Raw genomic sequence first — 19,996 nt, 5'->3', positions numbered from 1 at the left:
AAAAAAAATAATTCGGTACAGTAATTGTTTTAAATGACTTTGTTGCAACGGATAAATTCCTAAAAAGCAATAATATATTTTCACTTGTAATAAAATATCAATTTTGCTATATTGCTGATTATTAAGTGGCTGATTTTTTTTAGGTTGTTTTTTATATACACCTATATCTTTTGATAATCAGACGTCAGTCGTTACAACAAAGTCATTTGGAATTCATAATTTAGTTAGGTGCGTCATTTATTTACAACACGTCCTACGACTCGAAGAGTTCGAACCGATAGCCTTGTTCTTGGAGCCATTCGATGGATCGGGGAAGGGCTTCTTTCATGCGGTCGGCGGCTTTGAGTGAATCGTGAAAGACGATGATGGAGCCATTCCTCGTATATCGTTTCACAACGTTAAAAACCCCTTGAGCCGTCATGTGGGGACTGTAATCGCGGGTGACGACATCCCACATGATCACCTTGTATTTCTTGCGCAGTCTGGCCAGTTGTGGCAGGCGCATGTGCCCGTGCGGAGGACGAAAGAGACGGCTGTCGATCAGCACGGCCGCCTTCTCCACATTCTCCATATAACGAGACGACCACGAACGGATGCCTTGAATATGATTGAACGTATGATTCCCCACGGCGTGACCGCGTTCGACTACCATGCGGTAGATATCCGGATGCTTACGTACATTGTCACCGACGCAGAAGAACGTGGCCTTCACCTCGTAACGGTCGAGCACGTCAAGCACCCACGGCGTAATCTCAGGGATCGGTCCGTCGTCGAATGTCAGATAGACACACTTCTCCTTCTGCGGAATACGCCAGATGCCTCCGCAAAAAATCGCCCTGTAAAGCCAGGGCGGTTGTTCGATAAACATCGTCGGTTACCGGTTGCGGCCTCCGTCTTGAGTTCCCTGAAAAACGCGGTAGAACTGTTGAAACTCTTCGCGGTATTTAGCCCCGTATTCACGATCGTATTGCATTCCCATTCCCAGCGCGTTCTGCACGATGGCCAGATCACGCTGCCAATCGTCCTGAATACCGGCCCTATCCCGTGCGTTGAGACGCATATACCAGCGGATGTTCCGTAACGAGTTTTCGATGACACTGTCGAGAATCGAAGCTCCCTTCTCTTTTTGACCGATCGCCATATACGTTTCACCGATCATAATCGCGCTGTAATCCAACGGTACGTTTTCGGGCGGCAGCACTTCCATGCAACGATCCAGAACAGCCAGAGTTTTGTCGGGCTTACCTTCCTGCAACAACGCCTGAGCCAGCTCACCGAAGAGATACATACGATAGCTCTTGCACATACGCATCGTATTCTCATCGATGTAAACCCCGGGCTTATCGACTCCACCCCACCGGAACTTATTCATCACGTTATCGTACATCTTTTCCGTATCGATGGCACGGGCATTCGGGTCTTGTGTCATGTAAGGCACGATGTGATACGCCATTCCGGTTTTTTGGAAATACGGATCGAGGCGTACGAACTGATTCGGATCTACTGTGATGGCAAAATAAATCGGACGTTCCCAGTTATTCGTGTGAAGCATGTCGAGAATCGTTACGGCTTCCTTACCCAACACTTCCTTACCCGAAAGGTTAATGGTTATCTCTTTGACCATCTGCGATGCGTCCTGCGGACTGATGGCGCCATGCTTCATCACCGCGGCCGAATCGACTTTGAACGTCAGCACATCCGAGGGGATATTAGGAATATCATTCTGGTAGCCCGGAATTTTTTTCGTACGCGGATCGTCGCTGCGCAACCACTCCAATGCCTGCCCCAAATCGACCTTATCCATGCGTTTGATGATGTAGGTCATATCCCGTTTGCCCTGAATGTACTGGCTGAGATCCCAGGTAATCGGTAGCGGAGCGGACTCGTAAGCCTGGCGTTTCATTTGGTCGATATACCAATCGGTTTGCAGATAGCTCGTATTACATACACGCACATCGGTACGGATGCCTTCCACCTCTTGCGCATACCAAAGCGGGAATGTATCGTTGTCGCCGTTCGTAAAGATGACGGCATTCGGCTCACACGATTCGAGATAGTTGGAGCCGAAGTCGCGGCACATGTAACGTCCCGAACGGTCGTGGTCGTCCCAGTTCTGTCCAGCCATCTGGATCGGAACGAGTACGCACGCAAGCGTTGCGACCGTACCAGCCACAAGTCCAGGCAATTTCCCGAATTTTTCCAGCGCTCGCGCTACGGCGCCAACCCCCAATCCGATCCAGATACAGTATGCATAGAACGATCCGGCATACGCGTAGTCCCGTTCGCGCGGCTGGAGCGGGGTCTGATTCAAGTAAAGGACGATCGCGATTCCCGTCATAAAGAACAGAAAGAACGTCACCCAGAAAGATTGCATGCCCTTTTTACCACTGAACAGTTGGTAGAAGATTCCCAGGAGTCCGAGCAGAAGGGGCAACATATAATATACATTATGTCCCTTATTGTTGGCAATATCGAACGGCATATCGTCCTGCGGCCCGACAAGGATCGTATCGATCGGTTTGATTCCCGTGATCCAGTTTCCGTTCATGATTTCTCCATGCCCTTGAATATCGTTCTGACGACCGGAGAAATTCCACATAAAATATCGCCAGTACATAAAGTTCAACTGATAACGGACGAAGAATTTGATATTCTCTGCAAAAGTCGGTTTCATGACACTCTTCGTCTCGCCCAATTCGCGGACTTTTACCGGAACGCCTTTCACATTCGCCCACGACTTGTAACCTGCCACGTGACGTGATTCAGGGCTATGCATACGCGGGAAAAGCATCATCGTTTCGCTGACATATTTATATTCGGGCACCGTATACGAAACGAAATAGCGATCTTTCTCGTTCTTGTCTTTTTTAATCGCACGGCTCCACATCTTGGCACCTTCGCTCGAAACAGCCGTTCCGTCGCTGTTTCGCTCCGGAACCGAAACGTAGGTCTTGCCGTAGATCAGCGGCGTATCGCCGTATTGCTCACGTGCCAGATAACTGCGGAGAGTAAAAATGTCCTTCGGCGCATTCTGGTTCATCGGCGTGTCTGCTGTCGAACGGATGAGAATCAATGCATAAGACGAATACCCCACCACGATCACCATCAGCGAAACCAAAATCGTATTCAGGGTGCGAACATTGATATTTTTAAAACGGAACAGAGCGGCCGTTAAGGCGATCAACAACAGGATGCCGAGCACATAGCCGCTTCCCAGGAAAGGAATACCAAGCAGGGCGATGGTCAGGACGAAAGAAATCCTTACACGAATCGGGGAGATGTCCTCGCGCATCGTTTCCCAGATCGACCAGCCTAACATACCCGCAATAATCAACACATAGGCATAAACACCGGAATTATACGGCATACCGAACCCATTGACAAACAACAGTTCGAACCAGCCGCAAGCCTCTACAAGACCTTGCACGACGCCGTACATCATCAGTCCGACGATGGCGAACGAAACCAGAAGGGCGATCGCCGTTCCTTTGAAGGTTGGGTTCGGGAATTTACGGTAGTAATATACGAGTACGATGGCAGGAATACAAAGCAAGTTCAACAGATGGACGCCGATACTCAATCCCATGAAGTAGGCGATCAGCACGATCCAGCGGTCGGCATGAGGACGGTCGGCCGCCTCCTCCCATTTCAGAATCAGCCAGAACACGACGGCGGTAAACAACGACGAGCTGGCGTATACTTCGCCCTCGACGGCGCTAAACCAGAACGTATCGCTGAAAGTATAAACGAGCGCTCCGACGAGTCCGCAACCCATCACCATGATGGTGCGTGTCAACGTCAGTTCGCGTTTTCCTTCTTTCAGGATGATGCGCCGCGCCATGTGCGTGATACTCCAAAAGAGGAACAGAATGGTCAGTGCGCTGAACAGAGCGGACATACGGTTGACCATCTTCGCCACTTCGGCCGTATCGGAAGTGAGTTGCGTAAACAGATTACCCATCAGCATAAAGAACGGTGCGCCGGGCGGATGGCCTACTTCCAGTTTATAGGCCGATGCAATAAACTCGCCGCAGTCCCAGAAACTTCCGGTCGGCTCGATAGTCGATAGATACGTGTACGACGCGATCAGGAAGACGATCCATCCCAATACGTTGTTGATTAGCTTATATTGCTTCATAATCGAGGATATAGTAAGCGTTTATTTTTAAATATTTGGCTGCAAAGATATAAAAATCCGCTGACAACATAACGCTATCTTGTTACATATATTGCTCGCATTACGAAAAAATCGTAGAAAAGAATCTATTGGGGAAGCCATTCTTTTTTTATCGGTACGTTTTTTTAATGGTCTTTTACGACTTCTTAGCGAAATTCGTTTCGCCTGGCCGCTTTTATTTCTTTCCTTTGCGCCCGTCTTTACACCAAACGGATGAATCGGAAAAGCAAACATACACAACTGTTTCGCTGGATATACACGCTGGTGACGATCGGCGTGACAGTTTTTATTTTTACGAACTCGCTACAGCCCGGCGAGGCTTCCGGACTGCGCAGCGTCATGGTCACCGAGTGGCTGAACCGACTGATCGGACACCTCGGCATCGATTACCGCTTCACGGTATATACGGTGCGGAAGCTGGCGCACCTGACCGAATTTATGCTGCTCGGACTTTTTCTTACCTTGACACTGCGTGTGTATACCCAACGCCTGATGCCGCATATCTCATGGCCACTGTTTGCGGGACTCTTCACGGCTGTCTGCGACGAAAGCATCCAACTATTCAGTCATGGAAGGGGGGCTTCCCTTCGCGACGTATGGATTGACTTTGCCGGATTTATCATCGGACTCTGTATCGCCCTTTTCCTTATGCGGTCAGTACGCCGGTTAAAGAAACCGTCACGCAAGCGCCGAAAAAAGCACGCGCCTTCTTCCTCATAATCCGATCCATTTCCACAACCGATTACTTTTTTCGCTCAATCACATAATCGGCCAGAAGCAACAGACTTTCACGGGCTTCGTTGTCGGGCAAGGAACGGATGATATCCGCCGCTTTCTCTTTATAGTAAGCCATGCGTGAAGCGGCATATTCCACCCCACCGCCATCTTTGGCGAAGCGGATCAGCGCTGCAACATTTTCGGGCGAGAAGTCCCGTTTCTGAATCATTTTCAGGAAAGGCGCTTTCGTCGATTCGTCCGCCGATTCGAGAGCGTACAGCAGCGGAAGCGTTATTTTCCCTTCACGGATATCGTTGCCGCTGGGTTTCCCAATCGACGGATCATCAAAGTAATCGAAAATATCGTCGCGTATCTGGAAACAGTAACCGAGCAGGCGACCGAATTCTCTGCAACTTTCTTGAATTTCGGGCGTTGCTTGGGCTGTTATGGCACCGATTTCGGTGCATGCCGAGAGCAACATGGACGTTTTCTTTTCAATCGCAATCAAGTAATCTTTTTCTTTCAGTATCTGTTCTTTCGCGTTTTCAAGCTGTTTGATTTCACCTTCCGCCATCTGACGACTGAGTGACGCGATGATCGACACAATCTGCACTTGCCCCGTCTGCGTAGCCCGCACAAGGGCTTCGGAGAGAATAAAATCACCTACCAGCACGGCTACGCGATTGTCGAAGAGCGCGTTCATCGAGGGGAGTCCCCTCCGCCGGCGGGTATCGTCCACCACATCATCGTGAAGAAGCGACGCCGTATGTAATAATTCGAGAAACACGGCTGCACGGATCGAATCCGGCGTGACACGGCCGCAGGCCTTGGCTGCCAACAGCACCAAAAGCGGACGGATATGCTTGCCGTTCGAATGATATACTGCTTCGATGGCTTTACGTATAGTCGCAATCTCGCTATGAAGTGATTCCGCGAACTTTTTGCGAAATTCCCCGAACTCCTTTGCCACAGGTCTTTCTATATCTCTTTTATCTATCATAAATCCTGCTTTACGAATGCAAAAGTAAGAAAAAGTGCCGACTGAAAAAGTTTTTTCGTACTTTTACCCCCAAAAATAGCACACTCCTTATGAAATTGCTTTTAATCGACGCTTACGCGCTCATTTACCGCTCTTATTACGCCTTTATCAAAAATCCCCGGATGAATTCGAAAGGGATGAACACGTCGGCGATTTTCGGCTTCATCAACACGCTTGAAGATGTGCTTCGGCGCGAAAACCCAACACATGTCGCTTTCGGGTTTGATCCACCCGGCCCGACGTTTCGCCACGAAGCGTACGAAGCGTACAAAGCGCAGCGGGAGGAAACGCCCGAAGATATCCGTATTGCTATTCCGTACATCCGCGAGATCATCGCGGCATACCGCATGCCGATTCTGGAAGTACCTCGCTACGAGGCGGACGATGTCATCGGCACGATCGCCAAGCAGGCCGAACAGGAAGGCTTCAAGGTGCTGATGATGACGTCTGATAAGGACTATGGGCAGCTCGTCTCGGAACATATCTTCCAGTATCGGCCGAAATTCGGCGGCGATTATGAGACATTAGGAGTTCCCGAAGTGTTGACGAAATACGGGCTGACATCCGTCGGACAAATGATTGACCTGCTCGGGTTGATGGGCGACAGCTCCGACAATATCCCCGGCTGTCCCGGAGTGGGCGAAAAGACCGCGCAAAAACTACTCGCCGAGTTCGGTTCCGTCGAAGAATTGCTCGCGGGCACCGACCGTCTGAAAGGCGCGTTGAAGACGAAAGTGGAACAAAACGCGGAACAGATCCGCTTCTCCAAGTTTCTGGCTACGATCGTCACCGACGTCCCGATCTCCTTCGACGCTGCGACTTGTGAGCGCAAAGACGCAGACAAGGAGCGTCTCCGCGAAATCTACCTCGAACTGGAGTTCCGCTCTTTCCTGAACAAACTGAACGATGACCCCACGGCAGGACACACCGGGAAAGGCGCGACGCCTATGCAGCAACTCTCCCTCTTCGGCGACGACGCGCAAGAAACATCGGCGGTAGACATACAGTCGGATTCGGAAGAAGCGATGGTATCCGATCTGGCCGATTTGATGACTACGCCACACACCTATTTCACGGCCGACACGGAGGCGAAACGAAACGATCTGGCACGATTACTTCGCTCTCAATCGTCGTTTGCTCTCGATACGGAGACGGACGGCATCGATCCGTTGACGGCTCACCTTGTCGGGATATCGTTCGCCATCAACGAATACGAAGCATGGTACGTGCCTGTGCCGGCCGATATGGAAGAAACGAAACGGATCATCGCTCCGTTTGCCGAGGCTTTGCAACATCCCGCTATCGAAAAGGTGGGGCAAAACATTAAATTCGACCTGTTGATGCTTAGGCGCTACGGCATACAGGTAGCGGGTCCCCTGTTCGATACGATGATCGCTCATTATCTGCTCAACCCCGAGCTGCGGCACAATATGGACTATTTGGCAGAGACATATCTGCGTTATCGCCCTCTCTCAATCGAACGCCTGATCGGCGCACGCGGTAAAGGACAGCTTTCCATGCGCGACGTGCCGGTAGAGAAGGTCAGCGAATATGCGGCAGAAGATGCAGACGTAACTCTACGGTTAAAAAACTTCTTTGCTCCGCTACTTTCGGACGGCGGATTCGAAGCGCTGTTTTGCGATATCGAAATGCCGTTGATCTACGTGCTCGCCGACATGGAACTGAGTGGTGTCACGCTCGACACGAAAGCGTTGAGACAATCGTCCGAAGAACTTACGGAAGCGCTTAGTCAATTAGAGAAAGAGATTTATGAGCTGGCGGAGACGGCTTTTAACATCAATTCGGCCAAGCAGGTCGGAGAGATTTTGTTCGACCGGCTCCGTATCGAGGAGAAAGCGAAAAAGACAAAGACCGGCAGCTACAGCACGAACGAAAGTATTCTGGAAAAACTGCGCAATCGCCATCCGATCGTCGGGAAACTCCTTGACTACCGCGGCCTGAAAAAGCTGCTGGGCACGTATATCGACGCTTTGCCCGAGCTGATCAATCCCGAGACGGGCAAAGTCCACACTTCATTCAATCAGACGGTGGCCTCGACCGGGCGACTCAGCTCATCGAACCCGAACCTCCAAAACATCCCGATCCGTGAAGAGTTAGGGCGCGACATCCGCAAGGCGTTTATTGCCGACCATACAGACTGTGTCTTTTTTTCGGCCGACTATTCTCAGATCGAACTGCGTATCATGGCGCACCTGAGTGGCGACAAGCACATGATCGAAGCGTTCCGCAGCGGCGCCGATATCCATTTGGCTACCGCGGCGAAAATCTACGGCGTGGCGGACGAAGCCGTCACCTCCGATATGCGTCGCAAGGCGAAAACAGCCAACTTCGGCATCATCTACGGCATCTCCGTGTTCGGACTGGCCGAACGGCTGAACATCCCACGTGCCGAAGCGAAAGAACTCATCGACGGTTACTTCAAAACGTATCCCGATGTGCGTGCCTATATGGACGAGAGCGTTCGTCTGGCTAAGGAACATGGATACGTGACTACGATATGTGGCCGGAAACGTTTCCTTCCCGACATCCATTCGCACAATGCCGTGGTGCGCGGGTATGCCGAACGAAACGCGATCAACGCGCCGATACAGGGCAGCGCTGCCGATATCATCAAAATGGCGATGGTGCGCATTTTTCGGCGATTCGAGGCTGCAGGGTTACGAAGCAAGATGATTCTTCAGGTGCATGACGAGCTGAATTTCAACGTGCGTCGCGATGAGTTGGAACGTGTGCGCGAAATCGTACTGCGAGAGATGGAAGGCGTGATGCAACTGCGTGTGCCACTCGTTGCCGATTGCGGCATGGGGAAAAACTGGCTCGAAGCACACGGATAAGACGTTTTTCAACGCGTAACAAACCATCGGGAATGAAAAAAAATCGTACTTTTGTGCCGGTTTTCAAAAAACGATAAAAACATGAGCAAGCTGCATATTATCGACCATCCCATGATTCAGCACAAGCTGACGAGAATACGGGATATCAACACAGGTGCAAAAGATTTTCGCGATCTGCTCAAAGAGATCGCCATGTTGATGGGCTATGAAGTGACACGCGATCTTCCGCTGACCGAAATCGAAATCGAGACCCCGATGATGCGCACAAAAGCATACGAAATATCGGGTAAGAAACTGGCCATCGTACCGATTCTGCGCGCCGGCCTGGGCATGGTCGACGGACTGTTGAGCCTTCTTCCGGTAGCCAAGGTAGGACATATCGGCCTCTATCGCGATCACGACACGCACAACCCCGTCTTTTACTATTGCAAATTGCCTGAAGACATCAACCATCGCATGGTCATCATCACTGATCCGATGCTCGCCACGGGGGGAAGCGCCTCCGACGCCATCAAGATGCTGAAAGAAAAAGGCTGCACGAATATCCGCCTGATGTGCCTCGTGGCTGCTCCCGAGGGTGTGAAGAAAGTGCAGGCCAACCATCCCGATGTCGACATCTATACGGCTTCGCTCGACGAGCGCCTGAACGACAGCGCCTATATCCTGCCGGGCCTCGGCGATGCCGGCGACCGAATTTTCGGCACGAAATAAATCAGCTCTACACAGACACGACCATGTCAAGACAAATTATTCAAGTAGAAGAGCGGGTGCCCTTGCTCAAAGGCATCCCGCTGAGCATTCAACATACGTTTGCCATGTTTAGCGCTTCGGTACTGGTGCCGTGGCTTTTCGGCATCAACGCAGCTATTGTACTGCTGATGAATGGGATCGGAACACTGATTTTTATTGCCGTAACGAAAGGCAAATCGCCCGCTTACCTCGGTTCGAGCTTCGCCTTCATCGCTCCCACCTTGCTGCTGATCAGCAATCCCGATTACGGTTATCCTTATGCTTTGGGCGGCTTCGTCATCACCGGGCTGATCTTTTGTTCCGTGGCGCTCCTGATCAAATTTGCCGGTACAAAATGGATCGATACCGTGTTGCCACCCGCTGCCATGGGGCCTGTGGTGGCGCTTATCGGGCTTGAACTGGCGGGAACAGCCGCACAAAACGGCGGACTCGTACTCACCGAGACGTACACCGAAATCAACCCCCTGTTTGTCGCCGTTTTTGTGGTGACGATCGCCATTGCTGTGCTGGGGCAGGTACTGTTTCGTGGCTTCGCCGCCGCCGTCTCTATCCTGATCGCCATCGTCGTGGGCTATCTCGTGGCGTTCTTTGTCGGGCTGGTCGACTTTACAGAAGTGACGCAGGCCGGGCTGGTCGCATGGCCGAATTTCCTGTTCCCCAAGTTCAGCCTCGAATCGGTGCTGATCATTATCCCGGCTTCGCTCGTGGTGATCTCCGAACATATCGGACATCAGGTAGTGACGAGCGAAATCGTCGGGCGTGACTTGCTGAAAGACCCGGGACTGCATCGCACGCTCTTCTCCGACGGAATTTCGACCACCCTCTCGGGATGCTTCGGTTCCGTGCCTACGACGACGTACGGCGAAAACATCGGTGTAATGGCCGTCACGAAAGTATTCAGTGTCTGGGTGATCGGGGGTGCGGCCGTCTTTTCCATCCTGCTGGCGTTTTTCGCCCCGGCGTCGGCGCTGATCAACTCCATTCCCGCTCCGGTGATGGGCGGTATCAGCTTCCTGCTTTACGGTATGATCGGCGCATCGGGAATCCGGCTGATCGTTGACCGCAAAGTAAACTATGCTAAAGGACGTAATCTCGCGATGACGGCACTTGTCTTCGTCGTCGGACTCTCGGGCGTGTACATCCAGCTTGGCAACGTGAAATTAACGGGTATGTGTCTGGCTACGATTACAGGCATGTTCCTCGGCGGACTCTTTTATGTGATCGACCGTTTCGGCATCGCCAACGATACGGATGAGCCGGATCATGGGTAATAGTTAGTCCTTTGGTGATTGATCGTTGATTTGTTGGCTGAAATCTGATCACTGATAGCTGACAGCTAATGAGTTCAGGCTTTCAGCCTTCCCAAACAAGGAATGGGCCATCCATACTCCACCTTTGTGGGATAGAGCTGAAATAAAACAGGCTTTCAATCCTTGGTTGGAAAATAATCAATGATTATGCATGGTACAAGCCAAGCCCTTCGGGTAGTTGAATGTGAATTATTTTGAATGCCGACTGAATGCTAATGACTGACGGTTGAAAACCATTAACCATTGACAACTAACGATTAGAAAAACTCCTGAAAGGGTATAATAAACCCTATCAGGTTAGAAAAAAGGTAAAGTAGGGAGAAAACGCATGTACTCTCCTCCCTACTTATACTGGAAAAGGTCTTTTCAGAACATCGCCATGGTAGATTTTACATATTACCAATCTCTATTCTGCTGTTTAGCTAAAGTCGGATTGCGAATAATATCATTTTGGGAAATAGGCCACAAAAACCTTCTGTCCGTATAAGGTATAGCGGTTTTATAGAGGAGCCCATCTGTCTCCTTTCCAATTTGATACACATTCAAATTTATCAATTTCTTTGGGTCTACTTTAGCGGGGATACCTTTTGAATCAAAATCAGGATCATTTATTAGACGGTGAATATCCTCCCATCTTCTTCCTTCGCCAAAAAACTCTATACGTCTCTCCCATAATAGAGCTTCCAACATTTCTTTATTTGTTGCAAAGTCTGTTGCTTTATAAGCCTCTGATTCCTTGACTGACCGACTACGTACTGCATTAAGAAGTTTCAATGCCATTTCAGGTCTTCCACTTCTCAACTCCGCTTCAGAATAGTTTAATAGCACTTCTGCATAACGAATAATCGGAGCATATTCATCTTGTTCCTGCGGTCTCTTATATTTATCGACATAGTATCGAACATCTCGTTTCGCCTTATCCTCTCCGCTATACAACAGCTTTCTTCTTAAGTCTCCTTCTAACCAATATTTTGAATTGTATAAAATAGGAGATAAAGAGATCAATCCACGACCTCCAGTGCGATTACTCATCATTTGACCTAATGATCCATTGACCGTAGCATTATCATCGCTGCTATTTTCAATTGAGAAGATTGACTCCGGATTACTTTTGAAGTTTACGAAAGGAATTTCTGGAGAATCCGCCAGCTTGTATCCGCCAATCGAACTTGAGAATGGCGCATCGCTCTGTGGAACGATCTTTTTAGCTTCATCTACCACTTTATTCCAATCCTTCTTCCACAAATACAACCTTGTTTTCAGTGCAATAGCTGCTCCCTTCGAGGCTCTCGTGATCGCGTTGGCCGGATTTTTTGCAGGCAGCAAACTCTCTGCCTTGTCCAAATCGGCAAGAATCTTTTGATATGTTTCTTCAACAGTAGAGCGCCCTATTTGCAAAGCTTCCTGCATCTTCTCCGGAGTAGTAACGGCTTTTTCGTAATAAGGTAATCCGTAATTATTATTGCCCTCAACTCCATACGGCAGACAGAAGTGAATTAGCATATTGGAATAAGTTAATCCCCTTAAGAAATAGCACTCCCCAAGGTACTGGTTCGTTATTTCTTCCGTTATCACATTTGTTTCCTTAGCTCTCTGTATACCTTCTATCACTACATTAGCTCGATTAACCGCAGCCAAGGAGTTTTCCCACATGCTATTATTATTAGCTGTTGTCGGATTATATGTTGCTTCATAAGTATACTGATAAAAAGCAGCCATATTCACCAAATCGTTCCCCCTCATTTCAGATTGAATAATGGAGGCCGCTCCAAAGGGATATCCTCTTCGTGCATTGTTTCCGACATAATATCCGCTTTGAACAGCATCATAAACCCCCGTCACAGCCAATGCGCATCTTTCAGGAGTGTCAAATGCCGTTTCGTCCGTTATTCTATCTATTGGAGCGAGGTCTACCGTATCTTTTTCACAAGAAGTGAACATCTGTAACCCATAAACAAGACAGAAAATGCCTATTATCCTAATTATATTCTTGCGTATCATATTCTTCGTATTATTTTTTTAAAAACTAATATTTACTCCAAAGGTGAATACTCTTTGTTGTGCCTTTCCTCCGGCATCCACTCCAAATGCTCCGACAAACTCAGAAGTTGTCGATAGGTCTGTTATGATTTCCGGATCAAGTCCTTTGTACTTCGTAAATGTCAACAAGTTCTGTCCAGAAACATATATGCGTATATTAGACATATCCAATTTCTTAGTAATATCTTTAGGCAAAGTATATCCTAAACTAAGTGTAGAGAGTTTTACATACGCTCCATCTTCTGCGAATCGAGAAGTTGCAGAGCCTTGCATATTTAATGCACTATCATCTCCGGCACCGACCATTGGCGTTACACCATCACCCGGTTTTTCCTTACTTTGCCAACGGCCTAAAATTTCCGTTCCGTTGTTGGAAAATGCCATATTTAACAAGTCATCTTGACGGGTGCGATTGTATATCTTGTTCCCTCCGGAGAAACGAATAAACATCGTTGCATCAAAATTTTTATATGTAAAGGTATTACTCCAACCTCCAAACCAAGTAGGAATCGTACCTCCCAATATCTTTCTATCTTCTTTCGCGCTTAAACTCCCTCTCTTGGATACATCCGCCGGATTTGACGGATCATAAACTTTCCACGTATAATCACCGAGCAAATCAAATTGAACTTGTGTCCCGTCTGCCTTCTCGTAAATCGGATAACCGTTTTCTTTATTGACACCGCTATACTGGTATCCATAAATCGCATTCATGGATTCACCTTCGCGAATAATTGTGTAACCTCCTATAATATCGGCATTTTCAACCAACTCAACCACCTCATTCTTTAATGTTGAAAAGTTCAAATCAGACTTCCACATAAAATCTTTATTCTGAATAAGTGTGCTTCCTAATGTAAGCTCAATACCACTATTTTGTATTTTACCCACATTATTAATATACGAGTTGCCGGGTATTCCCATGGAAGGAGACGTCGGCACTTTCAAAACCAGATTCTTACTATTCTTCTTCCAATAAGCGATTTCAAAAGTTACTTTGCTGTCAAATAGCGAACCATCGAGACCAATATCAAATGTTTCCGTTGTCTCCCATTTCAATCGGTTATTCCCCATATTCAACCATGCCGTAGCATTTTGTTCTCCATACTTTTGAGCACTGTATGTTCCCAAATAAGGATAAGGACCTCCAAGGTTCTGATTCCCTACGGTAGCATAACTTCCTCTTATTCGGAAATCGTTAAAGACCGTACTATTCCAGAAATTCTCACGTGACACACGCCATGCTCCAGAAGCCCCCCAGAAAGTACCCCAACGAGTATCTTTGGGAAGTTTAGATAAACCGTCTCGTCTAATTGAAAATCCTAAATAATACTTGCTGTCATAATTATAGTTTGCTCGAAACAAATATGAAGCCAGTCCGCTAAAAGTCTTACCACCAAACACCGATTTTTCACCAAACGTACCGGAGATAATATGATCCATAAAGAAAGGGTCTGAAATCTTATTTACCGAACTTTCATCCCAATCCGTATCGGAACGAGTATACTCCTGAACAGCTGTCAAATCAATATTATGAAGGCCATTGATTGATGTATTGTAAGAGAGTATATTTTGCCAATTCCAAGTGGAATAATTCGTATAGATCTGATCGATTAGTCCTCCGTATCCAAGGCCGTCTCCCGTGAAAGGATCCCAAGTCATATAGTTATTCATCAATGCGATATCAACACCCGCCAGCGTTTTAAATGTCAGACCTTTCATCAAGGAGAGTTCTGCAAACGCATTCGATATGATACGATAATTCGTCGCTCTATTTACGTTGTGGTCGAGTACGTATACAATATTGGGAATTCCATTCGAAATAACATCTTTATTTGCACCTCTGCCTAAAGCCTTTCGGTTTTGCGCATCAATATTATATCCGGTAATGTCCTTATCATCAAAAACAGAAACATTCGGCAACATCCTAATTCCGGAAAAAGAGGCATCGCTAAGCGAATTAGCACCTTCCACGATACCATTGATTTTAGATTTGGAGGCACTCAAACTCATTCCGATATTTAGCCAGCGATTAATTTTACTGGATATATCTCCTTTTACAGATAGACGTTTCAAGTCATTCGCTCGAATAATCCCTTCTTGATTCGTATATCCCAATGAAAAATAGTATTGGCTTTTCTCAGTACCGCCACTTGCACTTAATGTATGACTGTGCTGGAATGCTCGTCGATATACATAATCATTCCAATTCGTATTAGTCCCGTCATAAACGGCAAGTCCTTCGTCACCCCAGTTTTTGTATTTTTCATTCGCTATTTCAGTAAATTGTTCTCCATTTAACAAGTCGTGTAGCTTTGAAGCCTTAGCAACTCCCATATAACCACTATAACTAACTTTTACAGAGCCTTTCTGACCTTTCTTGGTTGTAATTAAGATAACTCCGTTGGCAGCACGTGAGCCATAGATTGCACTGGCCGCACCATCTTTTAAAATGTCAACACTCTGAATATCGTCAGGATTTATATCTCCTAATGCATTAGCAGCCACATAGCCCTGAGATATGTCACCACTGGTCATTGGAACACCATCTACAATAACTAGGGGTTGGGTTCCTCCGGAAAGAGAGTTGATACCGCGAACTCTGAATTTAGGTGGAGCACCCAATACACCTGACGGTTGAATCACCTGTACTCCGGCTGCGCGTCCGGCAAGCTGGCTGTCAAAACCGGGAGTCGCCAAATTTGCAAGTGCATCCCCACTCACCTTAGAAATAGAACTCGTTACATCCTTCTTTCGTTGCGTTCCATAACCTACAACCACGACTTCTTCCAATGCTCGCGTATCACTCTTCAAAATAATCTGAAGATTAGGTGCAATCGCCACTTCCTGTGTAACCATTCCGATATACGAGATCATCAAGGTTTTGGCTGAATTCGGTACTTCAGGTAAAGTAAATTTCCCGTCTATATCCGTTACTGTGCCGACAGTCGTACCTTTTACCACTACCGAAGCCCCGATAACGGGTTCGCCATTTTCATCCGCCACCGTGCCTCGCACCTGCGTCTGAGCCATTACTACGCCTATTCCAACAAAGAACAGGGTTAAAAACAGTTTTAGTTTTCTTTTCATACTCTACTAATTTTAAAAAAACAACATAGATTTACTTCATTCCATTCATACATCCGATTTTACTGCTTCAGGATAAATTATTGTATCTATTTCTACAATTTTCATCGACACTTTCAAATAAATTTTCATATACAATCATTCGCTTTCTCTTTTCAATCATCGCCTGCAAAAATAATGAATATTTATTATTTACAAACATTTTCTGCTAAAAAAAACTTTTTATTCAAAACAAGGCTTTCCAAATCACCTTGATTCATAAAAAATTTGCGCTACATGCGCCTTTGCATTATCTTTGTACTTTCATCAAAGAAATAAACACATATCATTATGGCATTACAATGTGGCATTGTAGGACTACCAAATGTAGGGAAGTCGACGTTATTTAATTGTTTATCGAATGCGAAAGCGCAGGCGGCGAATTTTCCGTTCTGTACCATCGAACCGAATGTGGGGGTGATCACCGTTCCTGATGAGCGACTCGGCAAACTGGCCGAGCTGGTTCATCCGGCGCGGATTGTTCCGACAACGGTCGAGATTGTCGACATTGCCGGTCTGGTAAAAGGAGCCAGCAAAGGCGAAGGCCTGGGAAACAAGTTCCTGGCGAATATCCGTGAAACGGACGCCATCCTTCATGTACTACGCTGCTTCGACGATCCCAATGTCGTGCATGTAGACGGGAGTGTCGACCCGGTACGCGACAAGGAGATTATCGACACCGAGCTTCAGATCCGTGATCTGGAAACGGTCGACAGCCGGATATCGAAGGTACAGAAACAAGCCCAGACGGGAGGCGATAAACAGGCCAAGCTCGCCTACGAGGTACTTATAAAATATAAGGAAGCACTCGAGCAAGGTCGGAATGCCCGCACGGTTTCATTCGATACGAAGGACGAACAGAAAGTAGCCCGCGAGCTGTTCCTGCTCACCGACAAGCCCGTACTGTACGTCTGCAATGTCGATGAAGCCAGCGCCGTGAAGGGTAATACCTATGTAGAGCAGGTACGTGAGGCCGTAAAAGATGAAGGAGCAGGCATCCTCGTCGTAGCAGCAAAAATCGAAAGCGAGATTGCGGAGCTCGACACGTACGAAGAGCGGCAGATGTTTCTGGCCGAAGCAGGCCTTGAGGAATCCGGCGTAAACCGTCTGATCAAAGCGGCATATAAGTTACTCGATCTGGAAACGTTCCTGACAGCCGGTCCCGAGGAAGTACGCGCATGGACGTATCGCAAAGGGAGCAAGGCGCCGCAATGTGCAGGCGTGATTCATACCGATTTCGAGAAAGGTTTTATACGCGCCGAGGTCATCAAGTACGAAGATTATATCCATTATGGTTCGGAAGCGGCGGTGAAAGAAGCCGGAAAGATGCACGTGGAAGGGAAGGAATACATCGTGCAGGACGGAGACATTATGCACTACCGTTTCAACGTGTAGCTTCCCGCACAAGAGAGATATTGTAAAACATTGAAGGAGGAAGTACAGTGGGCTGGCGTGATTTCTTTTATTTCTCACGAGGTGAACGCCGAGGGCTCATCGTACTGCTCTGTTTAATTGCGCTGGCCGGCATCATCATGCTCCTGAAAAGCCCTTCGTCGGATCAGGAACAGTCGGCAGGAGATACGACACCCGTTCCTCAAATGCCTCGGGCAAACGCGCCGGCCGGTCAGCCTCACCAGCAGACCGAACAGCCTTCGAAACAGCCGGTCAGCAGACCGCGACCCGCCGCACCTCGAACGCATGAGAGCACCGGCGAGCGTATCAAACGATTAACCGATACGCGTCCGCGATACCCTCGATCTCAAAAACTCCCCGCGGGCTCCACCCTCGAACTGAATACGGCCGACACGACCGACCTTCAGAAAATACCGGGTATCGGCCCCACATTCTCCAAACGCATCGTCAAATACCGTAATTTATTGGGAGGGTACGCCGATGTCTCTCAACTGGCGGAAGTATACGGGATCGATGAGGAAAAGTACACGGCATTGGCGCCATGGTTTACGGTCGATCCGACACGGATACGACGGCTGAACGTCAACCGTCTGCCGGAAGACTCGTTGCGTCGTCATCCTTATATCGACTATCGTCAGGCAAAGCTGATCGTACGTTTACGCAGGCAGCCTAACGGCCTTACCGGATGGCACGATCTGATGCTCGCGGAAGAATTTACCGACGCAGACAGGCAACGCCTCAAGCCCTACCTTTCGTTCGATAAATAAATCCCGGCAATCTTCTTCATATCAACTTCTCATTCATCGCAAACGAGATGGCCTCCGTGATATTATCGACTTCCAGCTTTTCGAAAAGCTTGCGTCGATACGACTTGACCGAATCGGGCGTTCGGGATACCCGGTCAGCGATTTGCTCGATCGTATAGCCTTGCGCCGACAGCAGCAGGGTCTGCCGTTCACTCTCACTCAGCCGGATAGCCGGCTGCTCTTCCCATCGGCCGTTGTCAAGATCGTACTTCCATCGCATGTTATGCCCTTTGCGGATCATCTCGATATGCCCGGATGTAGCCCGCGAAGAAAGCGAGGCAATACAGAAGGTCAACCAGATACGCCCATCCGGCGCTAATCGCAAAGGGGTGATTTTATGATTGATCAGCAACGGCTTAGCCTGTAGCGGACCAATGTGAAAATCACAACTGAAGGTATATTCCTTCCGATGCTCGGGCGGAACACTTTCCATGAACAGGAAACAAACACGATTCGCTTCGAGCAACAACCGATAATCGTTCTCGGGCACATGACGGAGATAAAATTCATATCCCAACCTCCGTACTTCTTCGGCCGACATGCCACAGAGAAACAACGGATTGTCCGATACATACAAGAAGTTGCGTTTGAAATAATCGATCACATAGATACTTCTGAACGTGGTGCGCGAAAAAGCATCCAAAGACTCGATATACAAGGGAATTCGCGCATATTCTTCGTCGGGAATATGAAACACTTTGTTTTCCGCCGTAAAGAATTCTTCTTTTTGAATCATGATGGTATGGATAAAGTTAATACAAAGGATGCTGTTTTTTTTCAGCTATCCGGTGCAAAGGTAGAAAAAAAGAAAGCACATGCATATCCATTTAACACACAAAAGTGTAATTTTTGACCAAATACGAAAAAATTACACTTTTGTGTAATGCCTGTAAAAAAGAAATCGTATAGCTTTGCACTTGTGTTAATAAAAACAAATGAATAACCTGCTTTGCGTTATGTGAAGCGCTAAAAAACGGAAAAGCTTATGAACAAATTGAATGCATGGTTGAGACCGAACCTACTGACCTCAGACAAGAGCGATTACATGGCTGTACCCGTCACGAACGGCAGCCTGACCGTCGCCGACATCGTTAAACTCCTTCAGGCCGAAGGCATGGAAATCAAACCCGAAACGGCGACAGACATCATCACGCGCTTTAACCGCAAAGCGGCCGAATGTGTGACGGGAGGATTCTGCGTAAACACCGGACTGGTCTACATGCGTCCCGTGATCAAGGGTGTTTTCTACGACCGTACGTGGGACGATGCGCGTAACAGCGTCTATGTAGCCATGAATCAGGGCGCCGAACTGCGCCGTGCCATTGCCGATACAAAGGTCGAAATCCTCGGCGAACAGGCCGATATGATCGCCATCTATACCCTGACGGATATGACGACCGGCAAAACCGACGGCTCACTGACCCGCGGACGCAATGCCGAACTCAAAGGCTCGTACCTGAAAATCACAGGCGACGACCCGGCCGTGGGCATCACCTTCCGCAATGTCGACACCGCCGCCGAAGTGAAACTCGCGCCGACCGACCTTGTTATCAACGAGCCCTCGCGTCTGCTCATCTTCGTACCTGCCACCCTCGATGCCGGCACCTACGAACTGACCGTTACGACGCAGTATACCGGAGGAAGCAGCTTGCTCAAATCACCCCGCTCGGTCATATTCTCGGAGGCAGTTATCATCGCCTGATTAAAATCCGGCTTCCGGTGGGGGTGCGTTAGTACTACTACTAATGGTGTATTAGTACTAC

The 19,996-nt window shown here is 48.2% G+C and carries 13 protein-coding genes; 7 read left to right on the top strand and 6 right to left on the bottom strand.

Features of this window, described 5'->3' with window-relative positions; all coding sequences use genetic code 11:
• Positions 1-253: 253 nt before the first annotated feature.
• Positions 254-868, bottom strand: a complete 615-nt coding sequence (locus Q4A89_RS06735; RefSeq protein ID WP_303184472.1) for a polysaccharide deacetylase family protein — start codon at positions 866-868, stop codon at positions 254-256.
• Between the two features lie 6 nt (positions 869-874).
• Positions 875-4,138: a DUF2723 domain-containing protein gene (locus Q4A89_RS06730; RefSeq protein ID WP_303184471.1), complete on the bottom strand. Its 3,264-nt coding sequence runs from the start codon at positions 4,136-4,138 to the stop codon at positions 875-877.
• A 252-nt stretch (positions 4,139-4,390) separates the two neighbouring features.
• On the opposite strand from Q4A89_RS06730, the gene Q4A89_RS06725 reads away from it, so the two are divergent.
• Positions 4,391-4,897, top strand: coding sequence for a VanZ family protein (locus Q4A89_RS06725; protein WP_303184470.1), 507 nt, complete (start codon positions 4,391-4,393; stop codon positions 4,895-4,897).
• A gap of 22 nt (positions 4,898-4,919) precedes the next feature.
• Here the strand turns inward: Q4A89_RS06725 and Q4A89_RS06720 are convergent, their stop codons facing one another.
• Complete coding sequence (locus tag Q4A89_RS06720) at positions 4,920-5,894, bottom strand: polyprenyl synthetase family protein (RefSeq protein ID WP_303184469.1); 975 nt, start codon at positions 5,892-5,894, stop codon at positions 4,920-4,922.
• 89 nt (positions 5,895-5,983) lie between these two features.
• Here Q4A89_RS06720 and polA point away from each other — a divergent pair, with 89 nt between their 5' ends.
• From polA to uraA, 3 genes are all read left to right on the top strand, one after another.
• Positions 5,984-8,788 carry a DNA polymerase I gene (gene polA / locus Q4A89_RS06715; RefSeq protein WP_303184468.1) on the top strand — a complete coding sequence of 935 codons (2,805 nt, stop codon included), beginning with the start codon at positions 5,984-5,986 and terminating at the stop codon, positions 8,786-8,788.
• A gap of 81 nt (positions 8,789-8,869) precedes the next feature.
• Positions 8,870-9,499, top strand: coding sequence for a uracil phosphoribosyltransferase (upp, locus tag Q4A89_RS06710; protein WP_303184467.1), 630 nt, complete (start codon positions 8,870-8,872; stop codon positions 9,497-9,499).
• Positions 9,500-9,522: 23 nt separating this feature from the next.
• Positions 9,523-10,809 (top strand): uracil permease, encoded by a 1,287-nt coding sequence (gene uraA, locus Q4A89_RS06705; protein ID WP_303184466.1) that lies wholly within the window; start codon positions 9,523-9,525, stop codon positions 10,807-10,809.
• 435 nt (positions 10,810-11,244) lie between these two features.
• On the opposite strand, the gene Q4A89_RS06700 is transcribed toward uraA, so the two are convergent.
• A complete protein-coding gene (locus tag Q4A89_RS06700; protein ID WP_303184465.1) occupies positions 11,245-12,849 on the bottom strand; it encodes a RagB/SusD family nutrient uptake outer membrane protein in 1,605 nt (534 codons plus the stop codon).
• Positions 12,850-12,867: 18 nt separating this feature from the next.
• Positions 12,868-15,978 (bottom strand): TonB-dependent receptor, encoded by a 3,111-nt coding sequence (locus Q4A89_RS06695; RefSeq protein ID WP_303184464.1) that lies wholly within the window; start codon positions 15,976-15,978, stop codon positions 12,868-12,870.
• Positions 15,979-16,305: 327 nt separating this feature from the next.
• Between Q4A89_RS06695 and ychF the strand changes: the two genes are divergently transcribed.
• Together ychF and Q4A89_RS06685 are read left to right on the top strand one after the other, a co-directional pair.
• Complete coding sequence (gene ychF, locus Q4A89_RS06690; protein ID WP_303184463.1) at positions 16,306-17,409, top strand: redox-regulated ATPase YchF; 1,104 nt, start codon at positions 16,306-16,308, stop codon at positions 17,407-17,409.
• Positions 17,410-17,456: 47 nt separating this feature from the next.
• Complete coding sequence (locus tag Q4A89_RS06685) at positions 17,457-18,194, top strand: helix-hairpin-helix domain-containing protein (protein ID WP_303184462.1); 738 nt, start codon at positions 17,457-17,459, stop codon at positions 18,192-18,194.
• A 16-nt stretch (positions 18,195-18,210) separates the two neighbouring features.
• Here the strand turns inward: Q4A89_RS06685 and Q4A89_RS06680 are convergent, their stop codons facing one another.
• Positions 18,211-18,969: a helix-turn-helix transcriptional regulator gene (locus Q4A89_RS06680; RefSeq protein WP_303184461.1), complete on the bottom strand. Its 759-nt coding sequence runs from the start codon at positions 18,967-18,969 to the stop codon at positions 18,211-18,213.
• Positions 18,970-19,218: 249 nt separating this feature from the next.
• On the opposite strand from Q4A89_RS06680, the gene Q4A89_RS06675 reads away from it, so the two are divergent.
• Positions 19,219-19,935, top strand: a complete 717-nt coding sequence (locus tag Q4A89_RS06675) for a DNA-binding domain-containing protein (protein WP_303184460.1) — start codon at positions 19,219-19,221, stop codon at positions 19,933-19,935.
• Positions 19,936-19,996: the final 61 nt, after the last annotated feature.

Origin of the sequence: Tannerella sp., from assembly GCF_030528505.1 — a bacterium.
Taxonomy (GTDB): Bacteria; Bacteroidota; Bacteroidia; order Bacteroidales; family Tannerellaceae; genus Tannerella.
Note: the sequence above shows the minus strand (reverse complement) of the source record. Positions and strands in the feature narration are given on the sequence as shown.

Excerpts from the sequence above, each read along its gene's own strand:
- Q4A89_RS06735 (WP_303184472.1), bottom strand. The coding sequence starts at position 868 with ATGTTTATCGAACAACCGCCCTGGCTTTACAGGGCGATTTTTTGCGGA.
- Q4A89_RS06730 (WP_303184471.1), bottom strand. The coding sequence starts at position 4,138 with ATGAAGCAATATAAGCTAATCAACAACGTATTGGGATGGATCGTCTTC.
- Q4A89_RS06725 (WP_303184470.1), top strand. The coding sequence starts at position 4,391 with ATGAATCGGAAAAGCAAACATACACAACTGTTTCGCTGGATATACACG.
- Q4A89_RS06720 (WP_303184469.1), bottom strand. The coding sequence starts at position 5,894 with ATGATAGATAAAAGAGATATAGAAAGACCTGTGGCAAAGGAGTTCGGG.
- polA (WP_303184468.1), top strand. The coding sequence starts at position 5,984 with ATGAAATTGCTTTTAATCGACGCTTACGCGCTCATTTACCGCTCTTAT.
- upp (WP_303184467.1), top strand. The coding sequence starts at position 8,870 with ATGAGCAAGCTGCATATTATCGACCATCCCATGATTCAGCACAAGCTG.
- uraA (WP_303184466.1), top strand. The coding sequence starts at position 9,523 with ATGTCAAGACAAATTATTCAAGTAGAAGAGCGGGTGCCCTTGCTCAAA.
- Q4A89_RS06700 (WP_303184465.1), bottom strand. The coding sequence starts at position 12,849 with ATGATACGCAAGAATATAATTAGGATAATAGGCATTTTCTGTCTTGTT.
- Q4A89_RS06695 (WP_303184464.1), bottom strand. The coding sequence starts at position 15,978 with ATGAAAAGAAAACTAAAACTGTTTTTAACCCTGTTCTTTGTTGGAATA.
- ychF (WP_303184463.1), top strand. The coding sequence starts at position 16,306 with ATGGCATTACAATGTGGCATTGTAGGACTACCAAATGTAGGGAAGTCG.
- Q4A89_RS06680 (WP_303184461.1), bottom strand. The coding sequence starts at position 18,969 with ATGATTCAAAAAGAAGAATTCTTTACGGCGGAAAACAAAGTGTTTCAT.
- Q4A89_RS06675 (WP_303184460.1), top strand. The coding sequence starts at position 19,219 with ATGAACAAATTGAATGCATGGTTGAGACCGAACCTACTGACCTCAGAC.